The 25,673-nt window shown below is 62.5% G+C and carries 22 protein-coding genes and 1 pseudogene; 12 read left to right on the top strand and 11 right to left on the bottom strand.

The window, feature by feature from the left end:
• The first annotated feature begins 20 nt into the window (after positions 1–20).
• Genes HCR76_RS10600 through HCR76_RS10590 form a run of 3 tightly spaced genes read left to right on the top strand, consistent with a single transcriptional unit; the run spans position 21 to position 3,412 of the window.
• Positions 21–656, top strand: a complete 636-nt coding sequence (locus HCR76_RS10600; protein ID WP_166992305.1) for a hypothetical protein — start codon at positions 21–23, stop codon at positions 654–656.
• A complete protein-coding gene (locus HCR76_RS10595) occupies positions 653–1,912 on the top strand; it encodes a CpaE/TadZ family protein (protein ID WP_166992308.1) in 1,260 nt (419 codons plus the stop codon). The genes HCR76_RS10600 and HCR76_RS10595 overlap by 4 nt, the downstream gene beginning before the upstream one ends.
• A 9-nt stretch (positions 1,913–1,921) precedes the next feature.
• Positions 1,922–3,412 (top strand): sensor histidine kinase, encoded by a 1,491-nt coding sequence (locus HCR76_RS10590; protein ID WP_166992311.1) that lies wholly within the window; start codon positions 1,922–1,924, stop codon positions 3,410–3,412.
• Positions 3,413–3,479: 67 nt separating this feature from the next.
• Here the strand turns inward: HCR76_RS10590 and HCR76_RS10585 are convergent, their stop codons facing one another.
• Positions 3,480–3,728: a WhiB family transcriptional regulator gene (locus HCR76_RS10585; RefSeq protein ID WP_166981129.1), complete on the bottom strand. Its 249-nt coding sequence runs from the start codon at positions 3,726–3,728 to the stop codon at positions 3,480–3,482.
• 176 nt (positions 3,729–3,904) lie between these two features.
• Between HCR76_RS10585 and HCR76_RS10580 the strand changes: the two genes are divergently transcribed.
• Positions 3,905–4,342 carry a hypothetical protein gene (locus HCR76_RS10580; protein ID WP_235934288.1) on the top strand — a complete coding sequence of 146 codons (438 nt, stop codon included), beginning with the start codon at positions 3,905–3,907 and terminating at the stop codon, positions 4,340–4,342.
• 12 nt (positions 4,343–4,354) lie between these two features.
• On the opposite strand, the gene bcp is transcribed toward HCR76_RS10580, so the two are convergent.
• Genes bcp through aroA form a run of 3 tightly spaced genes read right to left on the bottom strand, consistent with a single transcriptional unit; the run spans position 4,355 to position 7,272 of the window.
• On the bottom strand, positions 4,355–4,834 hold the full coding sequence (bcp, locus tag HCR76_RS10575) for a thioredoxin-dependent thiol peroxidase (RefSeq protein ID WP_166992314.1): 480 nt from the start codon (positions 4,832–4,834) through the stop codon (positions 4,355–4,357).
• 27 nt (positions 4,835–4,861) lie between these two features.
• On the bottom strand, positions 4,862–5,902 hold the full coding sequence (rsgA, locus tag HCR76_RS10570; protein ID WP_166992317.1) for a ribosome small subunit-dependent GTPase A: 1,041 nt from the start codon (positions 5,900–5,902) through the stop codon (positions 4,862–4,864).
• On the bottom strand, positions 5,899–7,272 hold the full coding sequence (aroA, locus tag HCR76_RS10565) for a 3-phosphoshikimate 1-carboxyvinyltransferase (protein ID WP_166992320.1): 1,374 nt from the start codon (positions 7,270–7,272) through the stop codon (positions 5,899–5,901). Before aroA ends, rsgA begins: the two co-directional genes overlap by 4 nt.
• A 97-nt stretch (positions 7,273–7,369) precedes the next feature.
• Between aroA and HCR76_RS10560 the strand changes: the two genes are divergently transcribed.
• Both HCR76_RS10560 and HCR76_RS10555 read left to right on the top strand, forming a co-directional pair.
• Positions 7,370–7,981 carry a sigma-70 family RNA polymerase sigma factor gene (locus HCR76_RS10560; protein WP_198248205.1) on the top strand — a complete coding sequence of 204 codons (612 nt, stop codon included), beginning with the start codon at positions 7,370–7,372 and terminating at the stop codon, positions 7,979–7,981.
• A complete protein-coding gene (locus HCR76_RS10555) occupies positions 7,978–8,217 on the top strand; it encodes a mycothiol system anti-sigma-R factor (RefSeq protein ID WP_166992326.1) in 240 nt (79 codons plus the stop codon). The genes HCR76_RS10560 and HCR76_RS10555 overlap by 4 nt, the downstream gene beginning before the upstream one ends.
• Before the next feature lie 22 nt (positions 8,218–8,239).
• Here the strand turns inward: HCR76_RS10555 and HCR76_RS10550 are convergent, their stop codons facing one another.
• Positions 8,240–9,970, bottom strand: coding sequence for a cation:proton antiporter (locus HCR76_RS10550; RefSeq protein WP_166992329.1), 1,731 nt, complete (start codon positions 9,968–9,970; stop codon positions 8,240–8,242).
• A gap of 82 nt (positions 9,971–10,052) precedes the next feature.
• Positions 10,053–13,727, bottom strand: coding sequence for a multifunctional oxoglutarate decarboxylase/oxoglutarate dehydrogenase thiamine pyrophosphate-binding subunit/dihydrolipoyllysine-residue succinyltransferase subunit (locus tag HCR76_RS10545; protein ID WP_166992332.1), 3,675 nt, complete (start codon positions 13,725–13,727; stop codon positions 10,053–10,055).
• 137 nt (positions 13,728–13,864) lie between these two features.
• Here HCR76_RS10545 and guaB1 point away from each other — a divergent pair, with 137 nt between their 5' ends.
• The 3 genes from guaB1 (at position 13,865) to HCR76_RS10530 (ending at position 17,769) form a co-directional block, all read left to right on the top strand.
• Positions 13,865–15,301, top strand: a complete 1,437-nt coding sequence (gene guaB1, locus HCR76_RS10540) for a GMP reductase (RefSeq protein ID WP_166992335.1) — start codon at positions 13,865–13,867, stop codon at positions 15,299–15,301.
• Between the two features lie 127 nt (positions 15,302–15,428).
• Entirely contained in the window at positions 15,429–16,736 is a 1,308-nt protein-coding gene (locus tag HCR76_RS10535; RefSeq protein WP_166992338.1) for a hemolysin family protein, read from the top strand.
• Positions 16,729–17,769, top strand: a complete 1,041-nt coding sequence (locus HCR76_RS10530) for a hemolysin family protein (RefSeq protein WP_166992341.1) — start codon at positions 16,729–16,731, stop codon at positions 17,767–17,769. Before HCR76_RS10535 ends, HCR76_RS10530 begins: the two co-directional genes overlap by 8 nt.
• Before the next feature lie 129 nt (positions 17,770–17,898).
• Here the strand turns inward: HCR76_RS10530 and HCR76_RS10525 are convergent.
• A pseudogene (locus HCR76_RS10525) lies at positions 17,899–18,774 on the bottom strand (oxidoreductase); the annotation flags it as partial.
• A 110-nt stretch (positions 18,775–18,884) separates the two neighbouring features.
• Between HCR76_RS10525 and HCR76_RS10520 the strand changes: the two are divergent.
• The 3 genes from HCR76_RS10520 to HCR76_RS10510 are packed head-to-tail and all read left to right on the top strand — an operon-like array spanning position 18,885 to position 21,295.
• Positions 18,885–19,730: an ADP-dependent NAD(P)H-hydrate dehydratase gene (locus HCR76_RS10520; RefSeq protein ID WP_166992344.1), complete on the top strand. Its 846-nt coding sequence runs from the start codon at positions 18,885–18,887 to the stop codon at positions 19,728–19,730.
• Positions 19,727–20,941 carry a glycosyltransferase 87 family protein gene (locus HCR76_RS10515; RefSeq protein WP_166992347.1) on the top strand — a complete coding sequence of 405 codons (1,215 nt, stop codon included), beginning with the start codon at positions 19,727–19,729 and terminating at the stop codon, positions 20,939–20,941. Before HCR76_RS10520 ends, HCR76_RS10515 begins: the two co-directional genes overlap by 4 nt.
• Before the next feature lie 36 nt (positions 20,942–20,977).
• Complete coding sequence (locus HCR76_RS10510; RefSeq protein WP_166992648.1) at positions 20,978–21,295, top strand: thiamine-binding protein; 318 nt, start codon at positions 20,978–20,980, stop codon at positions 21,293–21,295.
• Here the strand turns inward: HCR76_RS10510 and HCR76_RS10505 are convergent.
• The 4 genes from HCR76_RS10505 to metX are packed head-to-tail and all read right to left on the bottom strand — an operon-like array spanning position 21,288 to position 25,657.
• Positions 21,288–21,929 carry a response regulator transcription factor gene (locus HCR76_RS10505; RefSeq protein WP_198248204.1) on the bottom strand — a complete coding sequence of 214 codons (642 nt, stop codon included), beginning with the start codon at positions 21,927–21,929 and terminating at the stop codon, positions 21,288–21,290. The two genes, HCR76_RS10510 and HCR76_RS10505, sit on opposite strands and share 8 nt — an antisense overlap.
• A gap of 40 nt (positions 21,930–21,969) precedes the next feature.
• On the bottom strand, positions 21,970–23,160 hold the full coding sequence (locus HCR76_RS10500) for a hypothetical protein (RefSeq protein ID WP_166992353.1): 1,191 nt from the start codon (positions 23,158–23,160) through the stop codon (positions 21,970–21,972).
• Positions 23,157–24,392 (bottom strand): ATP-binding protein, encoded by a 1,236-nt coding sequence (locus HCR76_RS10495; protein ID WP_166992356.1) that lies wholly within the window; start codon positions 24,390–24,392, stop codon positions 23,157–23,159. Before HCR76_RS10495 ends, HCR76_RS10500 begins: the two co-directional genes overlap by 4 nt.
• A gap of 59 nt (positions 24,393–24,451) precedes the next feature.
• Positions 24,452–25,657: a homoserine O-acetyltransferase MetX gene (gene metX, locus HCR76_RS10490; RefSeq protein ID WP_166992359.1), complete on the bottom strand. Its 1,206-nt coding sequence runs from the start codon at positions 25,655–25,657 to the stop codon at positions 24,452–24,454.
• Positions 25,658–25,673 lie beyond the last annotated feature (16 nt).

Below are 25,673 nucleotides of genomic sequence, written 5' to 3'. Positions count from 1 at the left end.
AAATTGGCACCATGGTCTGCATGCCGAAGCAACCGAGATCCGCAGCGCGGACAACACGACGGCGATTCTGGTTTGACCCGCGTTTCATCATCGGGCTTGTACTCGTGATCGTCTCGGTGACCGGCGTCTGGCTTGTCGTCGATTCGCAAGACCAGACGGTACCCGTCTACGCTGCGGCGTCGACACTGCCCGCGGGAGCTCGTGTGATGAGCGACGACCTCACTCTCTCCCGTGTCAGCCTCGGCTCGCTCGATGGCCAGTACATACGCGAGGGAGAACTGCCAGAAGGCGACCTCGTCATCATTCGAACGGTCGGAGACGGTGAGCTCATCCCCGCGTCCGCGATTGCTGCGGCTGCCGAGAGCGCTGTCGCACCAGTTGTGATCGAAATAACGGGAGAGCTTCCTGAGTCTGTCGTCGTCGGGGCGCGTGTTGATGTCTGGGCTGCCGCGCCAATCGAGCAGAACAGGTTCGGCCAGCCGACCGTTATTGTCGATGGGGCCGTTGTGGCCCGGGTCGTGACGGATGACGCTATGGTCGGCCAGCAGAACACGAGTGTCGAAGTCCTCATTCCCAAAGGAGATCTGGCAACGGTGCTCAGCGCGCAGGCGAACGGTCATGCACTCTCGCTCGTCCCGGGGGCGAACGTCGCATGACCCGTCTCGTCCTTGCTGTGGCGCGCGATACCGAGGAGCGGATACTCGAGCCGCTCCTCGAGCGTGGACACGACGTTCTGGCTCGGCTCGGGCTGCTCGACGATGTTGCTGAGGTTATCGCCCGCACGAATCCGGACGCACTGATCGCTGACGGTGATGTGATGACCGAAGATCTCCTTTCTCATTGCGACGATTCCGGATGCCGCGTGGTCGCTGTGTGCTCAGACGAGACGCAACGCCGCCACATTGCCCGACTCGGGCTTCGCGAGCATGTCGACGTCGGGGCGAGTATCGCACAGCTCGAGGCCTCCCTCGCGGGGCCCGACCTCGGCAGCGGGCGCGAGGAGGCGTCCCGGGGGGTCGTCACCGCCGTGTGGGGCCCCGCGGGAGCTCCCGGCCGCACCACGATCGCCATCTCGCTCGCCGCCGAGCTTGCCGAGCTCGGTGCGCGCGTGTGCCTCATCGACGCAGACACGTGGAGCGCGTCGATTGCGCAGATGCTCGGAATGCTAGATGAGTCGCCTGGGTTCGCAGCGGCTTGCCGGCTCGCAGGCCAGGGCGCATTGACCCATGACGAGCTTGATCGCATCAGCGAGCGCTACCCCGTGTCACAGGGAACACTGTCGGTGCTTACGGGGCTCACGCGTTCATCGCGTTGGCCCGAGCTCACGCAGTCACGCGTCACAGATACCATCGAGATGTGTCGGCACTGGGCCGATCATGTCGTCATCGACACGGGGTTCAGCCTCGAGAGCGACGAAGAGATCTCCAGTGACCTGTTCGCACCTCGACGCAACGCGGCGACGCTCGCCGCGCTGCGCGCTTCCGATCGTGTACTCGCTATCGGGCGCGCCGACCCCATCGGAATCAGCCGATATCTTCGATCGCACGTGGACCTGCTCGACGTCGTCGCAGGAATTCCGGTGCACACCGTCATGAACCGCGTTCGCTCAGGGCCCGTTGGCCTTGCGGCCGTTAGCCAGATCACGTCGACATTGCAGCGTTTTGGCGGCATAGACAAGCCGACGCTCATTGGGCACGACGAACGAGCCGCAGACGCGGCATTGCTCGAGGGGAGAGTGCTGCGCGAGGTTTCCCCTCGTTCGCCTGTCGTGGCATCAGTCAGAGGGCTTGCGAGAGCCATGATGCCCGAAGCGGACGTGCCCGCGACTCGCCGTGAGAGAAGGGCGCGGTCAGCGCGCAGTCGGAGCACTCGGGCGTGGCACGTGTCGGGACGAGCGACGTCATCACCATAAACTGGTGCAATGTCGACGCTCAGTGAACTGATTCTCGCTCAGGGCCGCTCCGATGAGGCGGATGTTGAATGGCTGCACATGCTTGTGGAAGACGCGCAGCTGCTCGCGGACCTCGCCTTCGCCGACATTGTGCTGTGGGTTCCGTCTCACGACGACAGCTTCATCGCTGTTTCGCACTACCGCCCGTCGAGCGCCGCGACGCTCTTCTACCGCGACTTCGTCGGGCAGAAGGTCAAGCAGCAGTGGCGGGCGCAAGTAACGGAGGCCTTCTCGAGCGGGAAGATCATCGATTCATCCGCCCCCGATTGGTACGAGGAGACTCCGACTCGGGTCGTCGCCGTTCCCGTCGTCCGGCGGCTCACCGCAGAGAGCACGGTGACGACGCCCGGCCCGATCGCCGTGCTCACCCGCCACACAAACCTCAGTGAGACGCGTTCTCCGAGCCGTCAAGAGCTGACGTTTAACAACTGCGCCGCAGACTTGTTCGGCATGATAGCGGGAGGTGACTTTCCAGACCTCTCGGCACCGACTGGACCCCGGAGAGGTGCACCGCGAGCATCCGACGGGCTGCTGCGCATCGACGTGGAAGGTACGACGACGTTCGCGAGCCCCAACGCCCTGTCTGCGTTTAACCGGATGGGGTTTGAAGACGAGCTCGAGGGGGAGTCTCTCGCGGATGTGACGACGGAAATTCTCGGCGATCAGCAGGAGATCGATGAGTCTCTGCCGCTCGTCGTCACAGGCCGCGCGCCGTGGCGCACGGACGTCGAATCGAAAGGCGTTACGATTTCGCTTCGCTCGATTCCGCTGCGCGTGCGCGGCGACCGAGTGGGTGCCATCGTGCTCTGTCGAGACGTTACGGAACTGCGCCATCGTGAACGTGAGCTGATCACCAAGGACGCGACGATTCGCGAGATTCACCACAGAGTGAAGAACAATCTTCAGACCGTCGCCTCGCTTCTGCGGATTCAGGCGCGCCGAGCACATTCCGATGAGGCGAGCAATGCGCTGACGCAGGCGATGCGCCGCGTGACGGCGATCGCTGTCGTACACGACACTCTGTCAGAGGGTCTCTCACAGGATGTTGACTTCGACGATGTCTTCGAGCGGGTGCTCATGCTGATCGCCGAAGTGGCTTCCGCGCACAACACGACTGTGAGGCCGACGAAATCGGGTAACTTCGGCGTGCTCCCGAGCGAGTATGCGACACCGCTCGCGCTCGCGTTGACGGAGCTGGTCACAAATGCTGTGGAGCACGGGCTCGCCGGTCGCTCGGGCGAGGTCGAGATCCAGGCGGAACGTACCGAAGAGATACTCTCGGTGACGGTGCGCGATAACGGAACAGGACTTCCCGAGGGACGCGTGGGTCAAGGGCTCGGCACGCAGATTGTCCGCACGCTGATTCAAGGTGAGCTGAGCGGCACGATCGACTGGCACACTGTCGTCGGCGAGGGCACCGAGGTCACCATTGAGGTGCCTCTGCGGTTCATCACGAGCTGAACGCGCCGCCACGCAGAAGCGGGGCCGGATGCTGTGTTCAGCACCGGCCCCGCTTCACAGGGGTTTGCTAGGAGGCACGGCGGGCGCGTGCGGCCCGACGCTTGAGAGCCCGACGCTCGTCTTCACTGAGTCCGCCCCAGACGCCGGAATCCTGACTTGTCTCAAGGGCATATTGAAGGCACACCTCGGTGACGGTGCATGTGGCGCACACGGCCTTTGCCTTCTCGATCTGGTCGACGGCCGGACCAGTGTTACCTACCGGGAAGAATAGCTCCGGGTCAGCTGTGAGGCAGGCGGCCTTGTCGCGCCAGTCCATGGGTATGCTCCTTATTTCATGCGAGAATTGGTCTCACTGGACCGTAGGGAATGGCCGAGTCGAGGGGGAGGCCCACCGATTGGGGCCTGCTCACAACCCTGTGAACGAAAAACTCGGCCTGGACAATGGTCGCATATCCACCAGAATCGATCAATAGTTTTGTATGGGATATTTCTGTGAGTAACCAATTCGACACCGCCGCGTCACCAGAATCGAGTAGGCGATCACGTGCCGTGTTCGCGACGGCAACGCTGATTGGGCTCGAGGCGACCGCCCTCGTGGTGGTTGTCGGAACGCTCGTCGTCGATCTCTTCACCGTGCGGCCTGACCGGTACGATTCAGCAATCGCCTTGACTGTGCTCGCCGCTGTTGCGGCGATCTGGCTCATCGCAATCGTGTTGGCCTTCTGGCGCGGTCGGCAATGGTCGAGGGCCGCGGCGCTCACCTGGCAGGTTCTTCAGATCGCCGTGGCGATCGGAGCGTTTCAGGGCATTTTTGCGCAGCCGACCATCGGCTGGGCGCTCTTGTTGCCGGCAATCGCGGTGATCATCCTGCTGATGACGCGCTCCGTCATCGAGCATTCCCGCGCCCCGAGACGCATTGGTGAGCAGTGACGAGCACCACAGCTACGCATCGATGCCGAGCTTGCGCCGCAGCATCCTCACGTGCCCTGTCGCCTTGACGTTGTAGAGCGCGAGCGTCACGTGACCTGTGCCGTCCACGACAATTGTCGACCGCAGTGTTCCGGTGAGGATTCGACCGTAGCTGTTCTTCTCGCCGTAGGCTCCATAGGCTTTGTGTACGGCAAGATCGGTGTCTGACAGCAGCGGGAAGGGAAGTGAGTCGCGGTCGGCAAAGCGAGCAAGCTTGTCGCTGTCGTCTTTCGAGATGCCGATGACCCGGTAGCCCGCCGCCGTGAGGCTTGTCATGCTGTCGCGAAAGTCGCACGCTTGAGTTGTGCACCCCGGGGTCATTGCCGCGGGGTAGAAGTAGACGATGACGTTCTCGCCAGAAAGGTCGGACGACGATACCGCGTTGCCGTTCTGATCGGTGAGCGTAAAGGTCGGCGCAGCGTCGCCGACAGTGAGTCGAGGGTAGTCGGTCATGCTTCCAGCCTAAGCGTCCCGCGATCGTCAATTGGCGAACGTGGTGAGCAGACGCTGCAGCGAATCGAGCCGCTGAAGCGCGACGGAATCGAGATCTCCGGCCTGAGACGCCTCGTTGAGCGCACAATCGGGCGCGTCGGGCAGATGCGTGCATCCGCGCGGGCACTCGTCGGCAAGGGTGTTCAGATCGGGGAACGCCCCGAGGATATTGCCCGTGTCGACGTGGCCGAGGCCGAACGATCGAACTCCCGGTGTGTCGATAATCCATCCTGAGCGACCGTGGTGCGTCAGTCGGTACGAGACAGCGGACGATGACGTGTGCCGGCCACGACCCGTTACGCGATTCACATGGCCCGTCAATCGATGCGCATCGGGGACGAGCGCGTTCACGAGAGTCGATTTGCCGACGCCCGAGTGACCCACGAATACGGTCGAGTGCCCGACAAGCAGCTGGGCGATGTCATCGATGGGCATGCTATCGGTGCGGCTGGTGAGCACAGTCAGGGGCAGCTGTGCGAACAGCGAGACAAAGTCGGCCGGGTCGGCGAGATCGGTCTTGGTGATCACGAGCAGCGGGGTGATTCCCGCGTCAAATGCGGCGACAAGGTACCGGTCAACGAGGCGCGCTCGCGGCTCCGGGTTGGCGGCAGCGACCACAATGAGCATCTGGTCGGCGTTGGCCACGATGATGCGCTCGACATCGTCTGTGTCGTCGGCGCTGCGTCGCAACAGCGTGGAGCGCTCCTTGACTCGCACGATGCGAGCGAGTGTTCCCTGCTCGCCCGACAGGTCACCGACAACGTCGACACGGTCGCCGTTGACGATGGGGTTCCGCCGCAACTCAGAGGCTCTGCTTGCGGTGACCTCGCGTTCGTTCTTCCGGTTCTCCTCGAGCAACACGGTGTAGCGGCCACGATCAACGCCGAGTACGGTGCCGGTCACTGCGTCCCTATGGGCGGGGCGAGTCTTCGTTCGCGGCCGTGAGCCTCGGCGGCTGGGGCGCACGCGAATGTCAGACTCATCAGGCAGCTGATCGTCGTCGTCATCGTCGACGTTCCACCAGCTCATGCGCCTGGGTTGCCCATCGTTCCCGATGCTACGAGCCCGGCCCAGAGTTCGGGGAACTGCGGAAGCGTCTTCGCTGTCGTCGCGATGTCGACGATTTCCACGCCCGGAACCGCGATGCCGACGAGGGCACCGGCCGTCGCCGTACGATGGTCGTTATAGGTGCGCCAAGCGCCGCCGTGCAGTGGCTGTGGCCGCACGGTGACGCCGTCGTCATGTTCGGTGACGTTTCCCCCCAGGTTCGTCAGCTCGGCAGCAAGGGCGCCCAGCCTGTCGGTCTCGTGATGGCGAATATGCCCGATTCCCCGAAACCGAGATGGGCCGTCGGCGAACGCCGCGAGGGCGATGAGAGTGGGTGCGAGTTCACCGGCGTGACTCAGGTCAAGGTCGACGGCACGGATGCTGTCTCCCGCCGTTACCGTCAGGTCACCACCGGCCGAGTGGACGACGCGCGCCCCGAACTCTGGAAGCAGGTGAGCCAGATCCGCACCCACCTGAGTCGTCTCGGTCGGCCAATTCGGAACGGTCACCGACCCGCCGGCCACGATGGCGGCGGCGAGAAATGGGGCGGCATTCGAGAGATCCGGTTCGATGGCGACATCGCGCCCCGTGATCTCTCCGGGCGCGACGCGCCAGAGTCCGGGCTGTGGTGATGACGCGTCGACTCCGCGCTCGCGCAGCGCAGCAATCGTCATATCGATGTGCGGGATGCTGGGAAGTTTCTCGCCTGTGTGGCGAAGCTCAATTCCGTTGTCGAACCGCGCGGCCGAGAGGAGGAGGGCGGAGACGAACTGGCTTGACGCTGAGGCATCCACGCCGATCTCGCCTCCGTCGACAGAACCCCTGCCGTGCACGGTGAACGGCAGGGCACGCGCACCCGGATCGATATCGACGCCTAACTCGCGCAGTGCGTTGAGAACGCCCGCCATGGGTCGACCTCGCGCCGCGTCATCGGCATCGAACGTGGTCGGGCCAAGGGCCAAAGCAGCGACGGGAGGCACGAATCGCATGACGGTTCCGGCGAGACCGCATTCAACTGTCGTTGATCCGATCAGCTCGCCAGGCGACACGAGAAAATCCGCACCAAACTCACCGCTTGCGTCGACTTCGTCAATGCTGGCCCCGAGGGCACGAAGTGCGTCAACCATGTTCTGGCTGTCCCGCGAGTGGAGCGGTGCTCTCAAACGACTGGGCCCAGAGGCCAGCGCCGCGAGCACGAGCTCACGGTTGACCAGTGATTTGGAGCCGGGAAGCGCGACGCGGGCATGGAGCGAACCAGTGGCCGTCGGCGCGGGCCAGAGCGTCTCACCGTCGATGAGACGGCGGTCGCCCGCAAGGTGGTCGTCTGGACCGGAATATTTCGACTCGAACATCGTTATCTAATGTATCGGCGAAACCTGCGGAGGGACACATATGACGATGAGTGCAGTTCTCGAACGCGCCAGCGCACACGACGTAGACTTAGCTGTGATGACTGTGCCCGAGAACCCAACACCACAGGCGAGGGATGTCTCCCACGCTCTCTTCGAGGAGCAGGCTCTGCCCTTTCTCGACCAGCTCTACGGAGCTGCCATGCGCATGACGAAGAACCCCGCAGACGCCCAGGACCTCGTCCAAGAGACGTTCGTGAAGGCGTATGCTGCCTTTGGCCAATTCAAACAGGGAACGAACCTCAAGGCGTGGTTGTACCGCATCCTGACGAACACGTACATCAACCTGTACCGCAAGAAGCAGCGCGAGCCGTATCAGAGCGCCATTGACGACCTTGAGGACTGGCAGCTCGGGGGAGCGCAATCGACGACGGCGAGCACGCATCGCTCGGCAGAGAATGAGGCGATCGACCATATGCCCGACAGCGCGGTCAAAGAGGCGCTGCAGGACATTCCCGAGGACTTCCGTCTTGCCGTCTATTTGGCCGACGTCGAGGGCTTCAGCTATCAGGACATCGCCGAAATTATGAAGACCCCTATCGGGACCGTGATGAGCCGGCTGCACCGTGGCCGCCGGATGTTGCGCGACCGACTCACTGATTATGCCGTAGCGCGGGGCATCACGACCCCCACGGCTGGGAGCACGAAATGACTGATTGTGGTTGCGCAAAAGCACGCCGGGATCTCGAAGAGTTTCTGAGAAATGAGATCTGCCATACTGATGCCTCTGATATTCGGGAACACCTGGCGGAGTGCGACGAGTGCACGCGCGAAGCGCTGCTCGCCCGCACACTCACCGAGACTGTGCAGCGTGCCTGCAAAGAGACAGCTCCTGAGGAGCTGCGTGCCCAGGTGATCGCGCGCCTACGCACGGCGACTGCTCACTGAGCTGACCCCTCGGCACGATTCGTCAGTGGGCTCCTGAATCGCCGTCCATGTGCCCGAGACGGGTCTCTTCGGCGTCGAGGATGGCCTGAGCGCGCTCAAGCACGCGTGAGCTGTAGACGCCGCGAGAACGCGCGTCGAGCAACGCCGCTCGTTCGGCTTGCAGCACCATGCGCCTCAGAGCTCGTCGCTGCTCGTGTGGGCCTGGCTCGTCGCTGTTGAGTGACTCCGACATGGCCTCCGAAATTCTGGTGGTGTCGACGCGCACTTGTGCAATGATCGACTCTTCGTAGTGACGTCCATTGGATTGACGCAGCTCTGGGTTATCGAGCAGAGCACCTCCGATCGTGCTGATCTCATCGACCAATCCGGCAAGCTCTGAGCGATCGGCAACAGCATCGGATCCCTTGATGCCGAGAAGCCTGATGAGCAGTGGCAGGGTGCCTCCCTGCAGCACAAGGGTGACAATGGCGACGGTGAACGCGATGAGCACCAGCTGAGGTTGATACGGCGTCTTGTCCGGCAATGACTGCGCGGCCGCGAGCGTGATGACGCCGCGCATTCCCGCCCAGCCGAGTACGGCCGCACCGCGCCACCCGAGTCCCTCTGACGTGAGAAAGTCCGCGTCTGCTTGCCTCCGCTGCAGCATTCGCGTCGCCCTGTCCCACCGTTTCGACGGGGCGACATCTGCGGGCCGTGCTGCCGCCAGACGTTCCATCGCCTGATTAAGCCGTGGCCCCTGCACTCGAGCTCGTTTCTGCTCGGTGCGGATAGAGCCGATGAGTGGCACAACGAAGAGTACACGGACGACCAAGAGGATGCCTGTGGCAAGCAGGCCATAGAGGATGCTATTCATGACGCTGAAGCCGCCCTCTTCCACTCGGGCGATGATGACGTGCACCTCGTACCCCATGATGAGGAACACCCCGTTTTCGAGAATCAGCTGAGCGGTGCGCCAATTGATGCGCTCGCTGATTCGATCTTGGGCAGAAAAGTGCCGTGCGCTCTGGTGGCCGGTGATTAGGCCAGCCGTGACCACGGCGACGACGCCGGAAGCGCCCATCTCTTCCGACGGCACGAATGCGATGAAGGGGACAGCGAACGAGATCGCCGTCGTCAGCACCGAATCGTTGAGTTTTGAGCGCACCCACACCGAAACGAGGCCGATGATCACGCCGATCGCGATGGCGACGAAGAGGGCGAAGAGGAAGTCCCCGACAACGCCGAAGAACGTGACAGTCCCGCCAACTGCGGCGATCGCTGAGCGCAGCATGACGAGGGCCGTCGCGTCGTTGACGAGGCCTTCGCCTTCCATCACGGTGACGAGGCGGGGCGGTAGGCCCAGGCGCTTTCCGATTGACGTCGCGGCGACAGCATCCGGCGGGCTGACCACGGCCCCGAGGGCGATCGCTGCAGGGAGTGAGAGATCGGGGAGGAGAAGAAAGAAGATGAATCCCGTCACGAATGCCGACACGATGACGAGCAATACCGACAGACCGCTGATTGCCTTGAAGTTACGGCGGAAATCGACGATGGGAACGTTGACGGCCGCCGAATAGAGGATCGGTGGAAGGGCAACGGTGAGAATGAGCTCGTGCGGCAGTTCGAACTCGGGAGCACCGGGGATATAGCTTGCGCCGACGCCGAGCAGCACAAGCACGATCGGAGCGGCGACACCGAGCTTCGGAGCGAAGAACGACACGACGACGATGACAAGCACGCCCACCGCACTTAAGAGGGCGAGCTCAGATTCCATGTAACCATTTTATGGGTAAGCCGGAACCTCGATGACGAAGCGGCCGGCCCCATCCGGGCCGACCGCTTCATTCACAGGTGTCTCAGAGAGACAATGCACGCTCGATGAGCTTGGTGTGTTCTGCTGCGTGACGCTTGGCTGAACCGGTCGCGGGAGAGGCAGCTGCCGTTCTCGTGATGCCTGTCACCTTGTCGTTCGCTAGGTGTTTGGTCAGCTCGAGTGAGATGAACGGCCACGCCCCCTGGTTCTCCGGCTCTTCCTGCACCCATACGATCTCGGCGTTAGGGTAACGCGAGAGCACAGACCGCAGCTCGGTTCCGGGAACGGGGAAGTACTGCTCCACGCGCACAAGGGCGATGCGTGAATCGGGGTTCTTCGTGAGCTCGCTGCGGAGATCCCAATGGATCTTTCCTGCGTGCAGGATTACGCGCTTCACCTCTGACGGATCCGTGATCCGATCGTCATCAATGATCGGCTGGAACTTTCCCGTCGTGAAGTCCTCAAGTTCGCTCGTCGCGCCCTTCAAACGCAACATCGCCTTTGGCGTGAACACGACAAGAGGCCGACGCGGGCGCGCATATGCCTGCCTGCGGAGAAGGTGGAAGTACGACGCCGGCGTCGAGGGACGCGCGATCGTCATGTTGTTCTCAGCGCTGAGCTGAAGGAACCTCTCAATGCGAGCCGACGAGTGATCCGGTCCCGCGCCCTCGTAGCCGTGAGGGAGCAGCAACACGACGCTGGAACGCTGGCCCCACTTCTGCTCGGCCGAGGAGACGAACTCGTCGATGATCGTCTGCCCACCGTTCGCGAAGTCTCCGAACTGCGCTTCCCACAGCACAAGGGCGTCGGCGCGCTCGACGGAGTAGCCATATTCGAACCCCATGACTGCGTACTCGGAGAGCAGCGAATCGTAGATCCAGAAGCGTGCCTGGTTCTCAGACACATTGGTGAGAGGAAGCCACTCCTGACCGTTTTCCCGGTCGTGAAGCACAGCGTGCCGCTGAACGAAGGTGCCTCGACGAGAGTCCTGGCCACTCATGCGAACGGGTGTTCCCTCGCGTACCAGCGAGCCAAAGGCGAGAAGTTCGCCGAACGACCAGTCGATGGTGCCGTTACGGCTCATGTCAACGCGCTTATCCAACAGCTGCTGGAGCTTCTTGTGCACAGTGAAACCGGCTGGCTTGTTCGTGAACGCGTCACCGATTTCGTGAATGACCTCGAGATCGACGCCTGTCGTTTCAGGCTCGCCTGTGTAGCCGTCTTCGTCAGTGTCGGGCAGGATCACGGGAGTTGAACTCGTCTGAGCCGCGTGCGTTTCCATGAAGGCCCGCTCGAGGCGGTCTTGGAAGTCGTTGTGTGCCGACTCGTACTCTTCTTGCGTGATGTCACCGCGACCGACGAGCGCCTCCGTGTACAGCTTTCGCACCGAGCGCTTCGCCTCGATGAGGTTGTACATGAGTGGCTGCGTCATCGACGGGTCGTCGCCCTCGTTGTGGCCCCGGCGACGGTAGCAGATGACGTCAATGACGACATCCTTGTGGAATTCCTGCTGGAACTGGAAGGCGAGCTGCGCGACGCGGGTCACCGACTCGGGGTCGTCTCCGTTCACATGCCAGACGGGAGCCTGAATCGTCTTGGCGACGTCCGTCGAGTAAATCGATGTGCGTCCCTCGCCCGGTGTCGTCGTGAAGCCCACTTGGTTATTGACGACGACATGGATGGTGCCGCCCGTGCGGTAGCCGCGCAGCTGCGAGAACTGCATGGTCTCGAGAATGACTCCCTGTCCCGCCATCGCAGCATCACCGTGAATAAGAATCGGCAGCGTGCGGAATGTTCCGATCGGCTGGCGGTCCTGCTTGGCACGGACGATGCCTTCGAGCACTCCGTCCACAGCTTCAAGGTGCGATGGGTTCGCCGCGAGATAGACGGGAAGCTCTGTGCCGTCGAGGGCGCGGAAGGTCCCCTCTGTTCCGAGGTGGTACTTCACGTCTCCGGAACCGGTGTTCTTCGAGTCTTGGTGGCCCTCGAACTCCTGGAAGATCTGGCCATACGTCTTGCCCGCGATGTTCGTGAGCACGTTGAGTCGACCGCGGTGTGCCATGCCGATGGCTGCACCGTCGAGCCCGAGCTCTGTCGCCTCCTGAAGTATGCCGTCGAGCAGGGCGATGGTCGACTCGCCGCCTTCGAGGCTGAACCGCTTCTGGCCCACGTACTTCGTCTGAAGGAACGTCTCGAAGGCCTCTGCCTCGTTGAGCTTGCCGAGGATGCGCATCTGCTCGTCGTGCGTCGGCTTGGCGTAGGGCCGCTCCACCTTGCCTTGAATCCAGGCTCGCTGAGCCGGATCCTGAATGTGCATGTACTCGAGTCCGATTGTGCGGCAGTAGGAGTCACGAAGAACACCGAGGATGTCGCGGAGCTTCATCTGACGCTTGTCAGTGAAGTTGCCCGTGACGAATTCGCGATCGAGATCCCAGAACGTCAGTCCGTGCGACGCGATGTCAAGGTCGGGATGAGCGCGCTGGACGTATTCGAGCGGGTCGATGTCTGCCATCAGATGGCCGCGGACACGGAACGAATTGATGAGCTCCTGCACGCGAGCCGTCTTATTGACGGTATCGCTGAGGTCGACGGAGATGTCGGGTGCCCAGTGGATCGGGTCGTATGGAATGCGCAACGCCGCAAAGATGTCCTCGTAAAAGTTGCGCTGCCCGATCAGGAGCTCGTGCACCTTCTTGAGGAACTCGCCTGAGCCAGCACCCTGAATGACGCGGTGGTCGTAGGTCGAAGTCAGTGTGATTGTCTTGCCGATGCCCAGCTCGACGATCGTTTTCTCTGAGGCACCTTGGAACTCGGCGGGGTATTCGAGGGCGCCGGCCCCGATGATGCAGCCCTGACCCTTCATCAGGCGCGGCACCGAATGCACGGTTCCGATTCCACCCGGGTTGGTCAGAGAGATGCTCGCGCCGGCAAAGTCCGCCGCGGTGAGCTTGCTGGCGCGAGCTCGCGTCACAAGATCTTCGTACGCGGCCAGATACTCGCCGAATGTCAGGGATTCCGCGTTCTTGATCGCGGGAACCATCAAGGCGCGTGACCCATCCGGCTTGGGGAGGTCGATGGCTATTCCGAGGCCAATGTGCGCCGGGGCGACGACACTGGGCTTGTCATTGACGATGTCGTAGTAGACGTTCTGGCTGGGAAAGTCTTTGAGCGCCTGGATGAGGGCCCACCCGATGAGGTGGGTGAAGCTCACCTTTCCGCCTCGCGCTCGCTTGAGGTGATTGTTGATGACGATGCGGTTGTCGATCATCAGCTTCGCGGGAATCGTTCGAACGCTCGTTGCCGTCGGGACAGTGAGGCTGAGGTCCATATTCGCCGCGAGCGCCTTCGTCATTCCTCGCAATGGAGTGACGGCGTCTTGCGGACTCTGATCGTCAGGACCGGCATCCGAGCTCTTCTTGTCGGGGGAGCTCTGCGGAGCATCAGCGGGAATCGGCTGCGATTTCGGCTGGATGCTGGTGGTCCGCGCGACGGGGCGGCCACCGGATGCCGGGGCCGAAGCCGGGCTGCTGTGCTCAGCGGGCGTTGGCGCCTCGCCGCTCACTGGCCGGTAGTTCTCTAGAATCGGCCACCAGGACTTATCAACCGAGTCCTTGTCTGCGAGGTACTTCGCGTACATCTCGTCGACGAGCCATTCGTTTGCCCCAAAATCTGCTGCGGCGCCGCCATCGGCCCCGACTCCGGTCAACTGGCCTGACACCGTTGATCGCCCACCTTCTCTGTCAAAAATCGCCACCCGCGGCACCGCGCTAGGGACGCACGACACCTCAACTTGTCCTGGCTCAAGCCTACGTCCTCAAGCGTGCATTGCGGGCGAAGGACAAGTAGCTTTGAGATATGCGATTCATCGGTGAAGTCCCGGCACACGACTTGACGTACTCTGACGTGTTCCTCGTTCCTTCGCGCTCAGACGTTGCGAGCCGACTCGACGTATCCCTCGCGCCAGATGACGGCACGCCGGCGACCATTCCGCTTGTCTCGTCGAATATGAACTCGGTGACGGGCCCGCGACTTGCGGTCTCGCTCGCGCGCCGTGGCGGGCTGGGCGTGTTGCCGCAGGACATGCCGCTGCAAGAACTCGACGCCGCCATTCGCTGGGTGAAAGACCAGCCTGTTCTGTGGGACACACCGACGGTCTTCAGCCCCGACTCCACGGTCGCCGACGTTCTGGCGGAGATTCCAGCCGTCGACGGGCACGGAATCGTGATTATGAACGACGACGACTATGTCGGCAGCATCCCCACGAAGCGGCTGGCGACAGCGCTTCCCGATGCACGTCTCGGCGATCTGCTTCGAGGGTCACAGGCCGCGCTTGACGCCGACGACATTGAGACGGGCAGACAAGCGTTCGATCTCATGGCGGAGGCAGAGCTGAGTTTCTCCGCGGTTCTGCGTCGTGGAAAACTTGTGGGTGCGATGAGCCAAAAAAGCGCTCTTCGCTCCACCCTCTACGCACCGGCGATCGACGCAGACGGCCGACTCGCCGTCGCTGCCGCCATCGGAATCAACAGCGACGTTCAATCGAAGGCGCGTGCTCTGGCTGCGGCAGGCGTTGATGTACTCGTCGTTGACACTGCTCACGGTCACCAGGAAGGCATGATCTCCGCGTTGCGAAGCGTGTCTGAACTGCGGCTCGGAATTCCGATTGTGGCCGGCAACATCGTCACCGCCGTCGGGGTAGCGGATCTCGTCGATGCGGGCGCCTCGATCATCAAGGTGGGCGTCGGCCCCGGTGCGATGTGCACGACCCGCATGATGACCGCAGTGGGGCGTCCGCAGTTCTCTGCCGTGCTCGAGACGGCAGCAGAAGCGTCAGAGCAGGGAGCCCATGTGTGGGCCGATGGTGGCATCCGGTACCCACGCGACGTCGCCCTTGCACTTTCCGCTGGCGCGGCGAGCGTCATGGTGGGGTCATGGTTCGCGGGAACCATCGAAGGCCCAGGCAACTTGCGCTCAGACGCCGATGGGCGCCTGTACAAGGAGAGCTGGGGAATGGCTTCGACAAAGGCCGTTCACGAGCGCTTCGGCAGGCTTGACGCGTACGAGTTCGCCCGCAAGATGTTGTTTGCCGAGGGGATCTCATCGTCAAAGATCTATCTCGACCCAGAGCGACCGTCGATCGAAGACCTTCTCGACATGATCACGTCGGGCGTGCGCTCGTCGTTCACGTATGCGGGGGCACGCAGTGTGGCCGAGTTCCATGACCGCGCCATTGTCGGCGTGCAGTCGGCGGCCGGCTATGAAGAGGGGAAGGCTCTGCCGGTGTCATGGTGAACTCGCGGGCTATGAGTTGACAGCAAAAGCACGAGCATCGAGCCGTATACTTGGCGCATCATGGACGACCCTCCACCTGCACCCGCATCGGACTCTCATAGACCCAGCCTCCTAAAGGAGGCTCCCCGTGCCTGACCTCGTCCTGCTTGCCATCGGCCTCGTGCTGACTGCCGGAACTGGTCTTTTCGTCGCAAGCGAATTTGCGCTTGTGAACCTGGATCGCGCTGATCTCGAGGCCCGACGCGACCGAGGCGAGACCCGTCTCGGTATGACGATCGCTGCACTGAAAGTCACGTCGACACACCTCTCGAGCGCGCAGCTGGGCATTACGCTGACCACACTGCTCACCGGGTACACGCTTGAGCCTGCTTTCACCTCGCTGCTGCTCGGCCCAGCCCTCGCCTGGGGTGCGCCGGAGGGCGTCATTCGCCCCATCGCTACCGTCGTGGCCGTCGGCATTGCAACGCTTGTGTCGATGATCATCGGTGAACTGGTGCCGAAGAACTTCGCGCTCGCCGTTCCTCGAGCAACAGCGAAGGTCGCTGTTCCGTTTCAGGTTGTCTTTACGGCAGTCTTCAAACCGGCGGTGATGCTGCTGAACGGCAGCGCAAACTCCATACTTCACGCGATGGGAATCGATCCGAAGGAAGAGCTTTCCGGCGCACGCTCGGCCGAGGAGCTCTCAAGCCTCGTGCGCCGGAGCGCCGGTGCCGGCACACTCGAGCGCGACACTGCGACACTTCTGGATCGCACGCTGCAATTTTCGGGCCGGACAGCATCCGACGTCATGACTCCTCGTCCGCAAGTTGACGCCGTGAGCCGTTCGGACTCCGCCCAGACGGTTATCGATTTGACGCGTGCGACGGGCTATTCGCGGTTCCCCGTGACCGATGAGGATATCGACGACATCGTCGGGCTCGTTCATGTGAAGCAGGCCGTGGCAGTGCCGAAGAGCCGGCGCAGTGATGTTCCTGTTTCGGCGCTGCAATCAGAAATCGTCCGTGTTCCCGAGACGATGCGGCTGGACTCGCTGATCCCGCGCCTGAGACGGCACGGTTACCAGATGGCCGTCGTTGTCGACGAGTACGGCGGAACCGCGGGTGTAGCAACGCTGGAAGATCTCGTCGAGGAGATCGTCGGCGAGGTGACAGACGAGCACGATCGCACGCGTGCAGGGGTTGTGCGTACAGCATCCGGTGTCGTGTTCTCCGGAAGCCTCCGACCCGACGAGCTGCGCGACCGCACCGGGGTGCAGATTTCGGAAGACGGCCCATACGAGACCGTTGCCGGGTACATCGTGAGTGAACTCGGGCGACTGCCCGATGTCGGCGACGAGGTATCAATCAACGAAGGCACGCTTCGGGTGACCAGGATGGACGGGCGCCGCATCGACAGAGTGCGATTCACACGAGAGGAGGAGCAGCTCGATGAGTGACTGGCTGGGAATTGTCTGGCTTGTCGTGCTGCTGCTCGGCAACGCCTTCTTCGTCGGCGCGGAGTTCGCCGTCATTTCGTCGCGTCGCTCGCAGATCGAGCCGCTCGCGGAAAAAGGCAAACGAAGCGCGAAGGTGGCGCTGTGGGCCATGGAACATGCGACGCTGATGCTGGCAACGAGTCAGCTTGGCATCACCGTATGCTCCCTGCTCATTTTGAACGTGTCTGAACCTGCGATCCATCACCTGCTAGCGGGACCTCTCGGCCTCACTGGGTTGAGTGTGGAAGTTGTCGACACGATCTCGTTCGTCGTCACGCTGCTGATTGTCTCGTATCTGCACGTCGTATTCGGCGAGATGGTGCCAAAGAACATCTCGTTCTCGAAACCAGACACGGCCGTACTTCTTCTAGCGCGTCCGCTCGTGTGGATTGGCCGCGTGTTCAAGCCAGTGATCTGGTTCTTGAATGAGTCAGCAAACCTCGTGTTGAAGATGTTCCGTGTCGAGCCAAAGAACGAAGCGAACTCGACGTTTACGCTCGAGGAGGTTGCGACGATCGTGTCGCAGTCACAGCGCGAGGGGATGCTGACGGACGCGACGGGCACACTCGGGGCCGCGTTCGAGTTCACGAACAAGAAAGTGCGTGACGTCGCTATTCCGCTTGAGAACCTTGTGACGTTGACACCTCAGGCGACGCCGTCTCAGATACAGCGAGCAATCGCGAAGCGCGGGTTCTCTCGTTACGTGATCGTCGACGAGAACGGGCTTCCCTCTGGATACATTCACCTCAAGGATGTGCTGAGGGGGTCGACGGAGCAGGAAGACGACGATGAACCGATCCCGAGCAAGCGGATTCGCCAACTCGTGTCGTTGTATGACGGCACGGATCTCGAAGATGCGCTGACGAGCATGCGTCTCTCCGGCGCGCATTTGGCACAGGCATTCGATCGAGACGGCACTGCGACCGGTGTTCTCTTTCTCGAAGACATCATCGAGGAGCTCGTCGGCACCGTCGAAGATGCCACCCAGCGTTAGTAGGCGCGCTCGTACTGTCCCGGAACGAACGATGCCTGTGAACCGAGCTGGTCCGCCCAGGCATTGGCGCTGCGGGTTGCGCAGTGCCGATCGACCGAGCATGACTGCGTCGGCGCGCTGCGATGAGACGATCTGCTCGGCGAACGTGGCATCATCGATGAGTCCGACTGCGCTCACAGGAACCGATACGGCTTCTCGAACGCGAGTGGCGAACTGCACTTGGTAGCCGGCCTCGAGAGGAATCCGTGCATCCGTGAGAATTCCTCCGCTCGAGAGGTCGAAACCGTCGGCTCCCGCGGCTTCGGCGCGCGCTGCCACAGCGGCGCAGGCCTCGGCATCCCAGCGTTCTCCCTCGGCGTCTGACCAGTCGGTCCCCGAAAGCCGGACCATCAGCGCAGCGTCACCGATCGCGGCGCGCACGGCCTTCACAACGCGAATCAGCAATCGTGCCCTATTCACCAGGCTTCCGCCGTACTCGTCTACGCGGGTGTTGGATGCCGGGGAGAGGAACTGGTGAAGGAGGTATCCGTGCGCTGCATGGATCTCGACGACGTCGAACCCGGCGTCGACTGAGCGAGCCGCCGCGTCAGCGAATGCCGTGACAATGTCATCGATCTCGGCGATCTGGAGCTGCCGTGGTGCGTCAAAGCGGCCGAATGCGATGGGGGAGGGCGCGACGGTCTGCCACCCGCCTGCCGCCACGGGAATCGTGCCCTGAGACGCTTCGCCCCACGGGGAGTATGTCGAGGCTTTGCGCCCGGCATGCGCGAGCTGGATTCCCGCGGTGGCTCCGCGTTCGTGAAGGGCATCGACGATCTGTGCCCACGCGTTTGCGTGTGCGCTCGACCAGATGCCGGAGTCGCGATCAGAGATGCGGCCCTCGGGAACGACTGCCGTTGCCTCGGTCATCACGAGGCCGAAGCCGCCTGCGCCAAAGCTCGTCAAATGCGAGAAATGCCAGTTGTTCGGCATTCCATCGTGTTCGAGGCACGAATACTGGCACATCGGAGAAAGCCAGACACGATTGCGAATCGTCGTGCGTCCGACGCGGAGAGGCGTGAACAGGGCTGGAGTTTCTTGAGTCATCGACACGTATTCAACCTATCGTGGTGAGTATGAGTTGGGTTGAATGGACGGATGCCGATGCGGCAGCGCGCATTCGTGTGCCGACTGCGAGCGATGACAAGTACTCACGCGGCGTGCTCGGCGTGTTGACGGGGTCGAGAACCTTTCCCGGGGCCGCAGTCCTCGGCGTGGAGGCTGCTGTGCGTACGGGTGTGGGAATGGTGCGGTTCCTCGGCGCAGAGAAGGCCGCTGATGCCGTGGTGCATCGTCGTCCAGAGGTCGTGACGGCGCAGGGACGCGTTCAGGCGTGGCTGATCGGCTCAGGCTTCGATGAGGGCGCGCGGGCCGACGCGGCTGCCCTTGTCGCGGAGGCGCTGGAGTCGGGGCTCCCTGTAATCCTTGACGCGGGGGCCCTCGCCGATGTGTCGGCGGCGCGCGTTCCTGGTCGCGTCGTCGTGACCCCGCACGCCGGTGAACTCGCACGGTTGCTCAGCTCTCGCGGGCACGACGCGACTCCGGATGCGGTAATGAGCTCTCCCGAGTCATGGGCGCTGAGGGCCGCCGAAGAACTGCACGTGACGGTGCTGCTCAAGGGCAACACGACCCGTGTGGTCTCGCCGGAGGGCAGTCGTGTCACGGTCTCCGGGTCGACGCCCTGGTTGGCGACCGCTGGCTCCGGCGACGTTCTCGCCGGAATCCTCGGAGCGTTACTCGCAACAAGCATCGACGGCGACAGCCAGATTGTCGCGCAGGCCGCGGCCTCGGCGGCGCTTCTGCATGACAGAGCTGCGCGTCTCGCGTCGGGCGGCGGCCCCATCGCCGCGCTTGACATTGCCGACGCAGTTCCCGCGGCTGTGCGTGACGTGCTCGGATCGACTCATATGATGAACGGGTGAGAAATCGGGCGTTCCTCTGGGTGTCGTTTCTCGCTGTTCACATAGCGCTGTCGTGGCTCTGTCTCAACGCCCAGGGGCTCCCTCTCGGCGATGTGACGCTCGTGTACAAGCCGTGGGCCGGCCAAGCGCTGAACGAGCAGTTCGTCGTCGGTATCGACACCGAGTGGGTGTACCCGCTGCTCGCGATTGTGCCCATGCTCGCTGCGTCGGTCGCCGGTTTCGAGAACTTCGGGATCGCCTGGCTCGTGATGGTGACCGTGCTCGATCTGGCTGCATTCGCCGTGCTTCTTCGGGGTGGTCGCCGGCGCCGTGCGGCGGCCTGGTGGTGGATCGTCGCGCTCGCCTGCCTCGGTCCGATCGCTCTCGCTCGGGTCGACTCCGTGACGGTTCCTCTCGCCATTGTCGGCACGCTGATTGCGCTGCGTTACCCGGCGGTCGCCGGCGCTGCGCTTGCTGTTGCCACGTGGATGAAAGTCTGGCCCGCAGCGCTGATTGCAGGCCTGGTCATTGTGCTGCGGGCTCGCGTGCGTGTCGTGCTGGCCGGTGTCGCCGTGACGATTGCCGTTGTCGGTGGAGCGCTCGCTCTCGGATCGGGCTGGAACGTTCTCAGCTTTCTCACCGAGCAGACAGGCCGAGGGCTGCAGATCGAGGCTCCGCTGTCAATGGTTTACCTCTGGCAGGCAGCACTGGGAGTTCCCGGGTTCTTTGTCTACTACGACAGCACGATTCTCACCTTTCAGGTGACCGGAACTGACGTCGACGTGGCGATCGCACTGGCAACCCCATTGCTCGTCGCTGCCGTGCTTTCCGTTGTGCTCATCGGGATTCGGGCCATTCGCATGGGTGCGGCCAGAGCATCCGTTCTTCCGACCCTCATTCTCGCGCTTGTCGCATCACTCATCGTGTTCAACAAAGTGGGGTCGCCGCAGTTCATGGTGTGGCTCTTCGTTCCTGTGATCATCGGACTGGTCATCAAAGGAAGCGACTTCACAGTTCCCGCGGCGATCGTGCTCGCCATGTGCGCGCTGACGCAGGTGGTGTACCCCTACCTGTACAGCCTGCTGCTGAACACGTGGGGTCCCATGGTCGTGGTGCTCACCGTGCGGAACATCGGCACCGTTGTCGTGTTGGGCTGGGCTGTCGTGAAGCTGTGGCGGGCGGGCAGCGCCGCTCACCGACGGGCGGATGCAGCGCTGGCGGCCCCAGTGTGAGAGAACAGTGCAACACTGGGACCAGGAGGTATGAGTATGCTTATCGCTTTTTCAATCGCACCGAGCGGAACCGGTCGGAAGGATGCATCAGTGCACGATGCCGTGGCCGCCGCCGTGAAGATCGTTCGGGACTCCGGCCTGCCGAACAAGACCAGCAGCATGTTCACGGAGCTTGAAGGCTCGTGGGACGAGGTGTTCGACGTCGTGAAGCGTGCCACCGAGGCGGTGGAGCCGTTCGGCTCTCGCATATCGCTCGTCATCAAAGCAGACATCCGCCCGGGCTACGAAGACGAGATGCACGGGAAGGTGTCACGTCTTGAGAGCGCCCTCGAGGAGCCCGCTTCGGCTAGTTGACGATGATTCCGTCGACGATCGCTTGCTTACGCAGAGCGACCTTGGTTCCGACATCGATGCCTTTGCTGCGGTACTTCTCTCGAATGCGCTTGAGATACGACTTCGCGGTCTCTTCAGAGATGCTTAGCTCATACGCCACCGACTTCACGGGATCGCCTGCGGCATAGAGTGCCATCACACGTCGCTCCTGTGCGCTCAGTCGAGGCGATGCAGACGATGCCCTCCCGAGAGCAGCATCGAGTTCGGCAGAAATGTACGACTCGCCACGCTGGGCAGCGCGAATTGCCTCGACCATCGCTGAGGCAGGCTCGCTCTTCACGAGATAGCCGACAGCGCCCGCCGCGAGAGCTTCGCGCACCACACCGGGGTCAGAGTAGGCGCTCATGACGACGGTCTGCGACCCCGTTGTTTTGAGGGTCGAGAGCTTGAGCGACACGGGGATGTTGTCTTTCAAGTCGAGGTCGAGAAGGACAACATCAACCGGAAAGCTCGGGTGGGTGAGCAGCTCGGGCCACGTGGGCACTGCAGTGATCACGTCTACATCGTCTGCGCTATCGGTGATCCACTGTGTGAATGCACTGAGGATCATTCGGTGGTCGTCAACAATCGCCACGCGGATCTTGTCTGGAATCATCACGATGTCCTCTCTGTGTGTGCAGTCTACTGGTCGACGGTCATTGACCGACGCGGATCGCGCATTCGAGCGCGAACCGCATTCCTTGTGGGGTTTGAGTATCTACGAGGTCACCGACACTGCGCAGTGCAGCCCATGATGCGGGCTCGACGCGATTGCGCTTGATGTCGTCGACGAGGATCTCAATATGGCAGCGCTGCTCGGGCCCGGACACACGCTGCACCGAATACACCTCACCAATGCGTACGTGCGTTCTGAGCGTCGTTCCCTCTGACGAGAGAGCGAGAAGCCAGAGCGATGAGAGCAGCCCCTCGCGCTGGCCGGGCTGCAGAAGGGCGGCAGTCGCATTCACATCGTCTAAGTCGAGGCTTCCGCGCAACACTCCCGATTCGATCACTGCGTGCTGCAGCCAGGTGTTCTGGCGCCCGGATACGAGATGACTGCGCAGTTCCGTGGCCAGGGACGCTGCCTGTTCTGAGACCTCGGGGGAAAGTGGCAGCTCAAGCTCGCCCGACGCCACCTTCTCGAAGATCACCTCCACCTCATGGTCGACAGAAGCGAGACGCTCAGAGGCCATCAGCTCCGGACCGAATGCGGGAGCCGTCACCGTGCTCTGAATCATTACGCGGTCGAGCGCCTTGCGGCTGAGGGAGCGGTAGGCGTTCATGGTGAGGCTGCCAATGAGCGGGGGCACGATGGACACGGCAAACATCACCAGCTCTGCGCCAAGTGAGACTGCCCTGTCGTGTTCGCTCGAGAGGATGGCCGTGATGAGAATGAGCGCGAGAACTCCCGTGCACGTCACTATTTCTCTGATTGGTCTCAGGGACAGCGCGCCGATGAGTACGCCGCCGATGGCACAGGCCGCCGAGGGAAAGGTGCCTGAGTCGATGTGGCCCCACACAGCCGTGATGTCGAGCGCGGCGACGCAGGCGAGAGGGATCGACGCGATCCAGAATGCACGTCCACTCAGGTGATATCCCGTGCGTCGAACATGCCAGGTAACAGCGATGAGCGTCGCGATAAACAGGAGCCATGCGCCGATGTTTCCAGGCAGGTGCGGGTAAGCGGCGACGTTGGCGACAAATCGGACGAATGAATACACGACGATTACCGCACCGGCGAATCCGGGCCCGACTCCGAGCCGTGCAGTGCCGAGCGCCGCCTGGGACGTTGCACGTATCCCGGCTGTGCGGGCGCGGTCTGAGCCGCTCGGTTCCGGAAGGCTCACTTCGGCACCTCCAACACGACAGTCGTACCGGCTCCAGGAGAAGAGAAGACACGGACAGTTCCGCCGATCTCCTCCACTCGGGCGACGACGGACTGCCGAAATCCCATGTGGCTGTCGGGAATCTCCGATGGATCGAACCCGACGCCGGCGTCCGTGACGACGCCGCGTACGATTGTGCCGTCGTCGCTGAGAGTGACGTGTGCGTCGGTGACGTGCGCGTGACGGCGCACATTTTCGATGCATTCGGTGAGCGCATGGATGAAGGCGTCGAGTTTGGCGTGCGCCAGACCGAGTTGGCCGGAACCGTGCCACGTGACATCGAGCTCCGTTCCTTTAAAACGCCCTTTGACAGATTCGAGTGTCTCGCCTAGTTGGAGCTCTGCCGTATTGGTCAGGGTGTATTGACCGGATGCTCGTGGGGATGGACTCTCGCCGCGACGAAGCCGAGCAAGCAGCTCACGATCGCTCGCCGCCTGCTTTCTCAGAGTCTCGGCGTCGACCCCGACGCCCGAGTGCGCGAGGATCGACAGTGTTGCCAGTGCGGTGTCGTGCAGGAGACGGGCATCGCGCAGACGCGCCGCCTCTGTTTCACTCGCCCGTCGTTCGAGGTTGTGTGCGCGGCCAATGCTGACAATGCGCCTGATAACGCGTCCCCGGCTGCTGACGAGCCATACGCCGAACACGAGGCACAGCAGCCAGAGCACTGTGACAAGGCCAACAAGCCCCCAGACATTTTCCGCCGGAATGCCGATGGAGTGTGAAAGCAGCAGGCACGACACCTCGGTGGTGACAAAGACGGCGCCGATTGCGAGAACGCCACCGCGTGTGGCTGTGAGCGAGATCGCGAGGGAGCCGATTCCCCAACCGGCGATGACACAGATCGCCGCTCCCATCGTGAAGTTGATGCCTGCGGGGGGCACAGCTGCGGTAATAGTGACAAGCGTCGTGAGGCCCGCTCCCACCACGCACGCCTGGCCGAGCAAAGTTCGCCGCCTCCACGTCCAGAGCGCAGCCGCACCGAGAATGATGTGTACGATAAGCGCGGTGGGGATCCAACCGCTAGCGATCGCTCCAGGCATGAGCATGGCGACGAACGACATTGCCGTGCCGACGAGGCAGAAGGAAAGTGCAGTCGTCGAAACCAGCTGTGCGTGCTGCGTATCGAAGTACTCGAGTGACTCACGCTGCTGATGCCCGGGAGCGGAGGGAGCAATCTCACGCCACACGGCCATGCGCCTCACCCCTTGTGAACTTCGTCGCGTCTGCAACCTTCAGTTTATGGGCTTGCTGGTCAGATGCTGAGAAGACGGGCCAACTGCTGGGAGACGAGCGTGTTTTCGATGAGAAACGCGTCGTGGCCGAAATCAGAGCTCATCACAACCGGTTTATCGCCATCAATGTTCCCCGGCACCGCTGCGGCGATGATTTCTTGCCCAGAGACGGGAAACAGCCTGTCGCTGTCGATTCCCAGAACCAGCGTCGGCATTGTTACACGGGAGCATGCCTCGTCAATGCTGCCGCGGCCACGACTGACGTCGTGCGAGTTCATCGCTTCGACGAGCACGGTGTAGCTGTTTGCATCAAAGCGGCGGGTGAACTTGTTGCCGTGAAAATCGATATATGACTCGACGGCGAAACGACCGCCGTTGCCGAGCGGACTGATCTCTGACTGCCATGAGCGGGCAAAGCGGGTATTGAGTTCGTGGGGGCTTCGATAGTTGATCATCGCGAGCCGGCGAGCCAGAGCGAGACCTCTGTATGGCCCGTTGCCGTATGAGGCGTCGTAGTATGAGCCGCCGTGAAAGTGTGGGTCAGTGCGAATGGCTTCGATCTGCACGGTATTCTGGGCGATCTGATCTGCCGTTGTCACGGGTGGTGCCGCGAGAATCGCGAGGCGTTCCACGCGTTCGGGATATATCGTGCCCCACTCGAGCGCGTGCATGCCGCCCATGGAACCTCCGACGACCGCTGCCCAGACCGCGACGCCGAGGGTGTCAGCGAGTTGGGCCTGCGCAACAACCTGATCGCGGATGGTGGTGTAGGGAAATCGAGCGCCCCATTCGCTGCCGTCGGGTGCGAAGCTGGACGGTCCTGTCGAACCCTGGCAGCCTCCCAGCATGTTGGGTGCGACGACGAAGTAGCGATCGGTGTCGATGACCTTCTGCGGCCCTACGATTTCTTCCCACCATCCGGCCGTGGGGTGGCCGTCTCCAGCGGGCCCGTGCACGTGTGAGTCGCCCGTCAGCGCGTGCAGAATGAGGACCGCATTGTCGTGATTCTCATTGAGAGTTCCCCAGGTTTCATACGCGATGCGCACGAGAGGAAGGGATCCTCCTGCCTCGAACGACAACGCACCGAGCGTGGCAAACTGTCGGCTGCCTGCGGGGTCGCCATCTCGCCATGCTCCCGTGGCAGGAGGTCGGCCGATGACCGTGCGATTGTCGGCTTCGGTGATGAAGCTCCAGGGCACGGTGTCATCGAGGCGCTGCGAGTCCATGACCTCATTCTGTCGT

Source organism: Paramicrobacterium chengjingii, from assembly GCF_011751765.2.
GTDB classification, from domain to species: domain Bacteria; phylum Actinomycetota; class Actinomycetes; order Actinomycetales; family Microbacteriaceae; genus Paramicrobacterium; species Paramicrobacterium chengjingii.
This window is presented reverse-complemented; position numbering and strand designations above follow the sequence as displayed.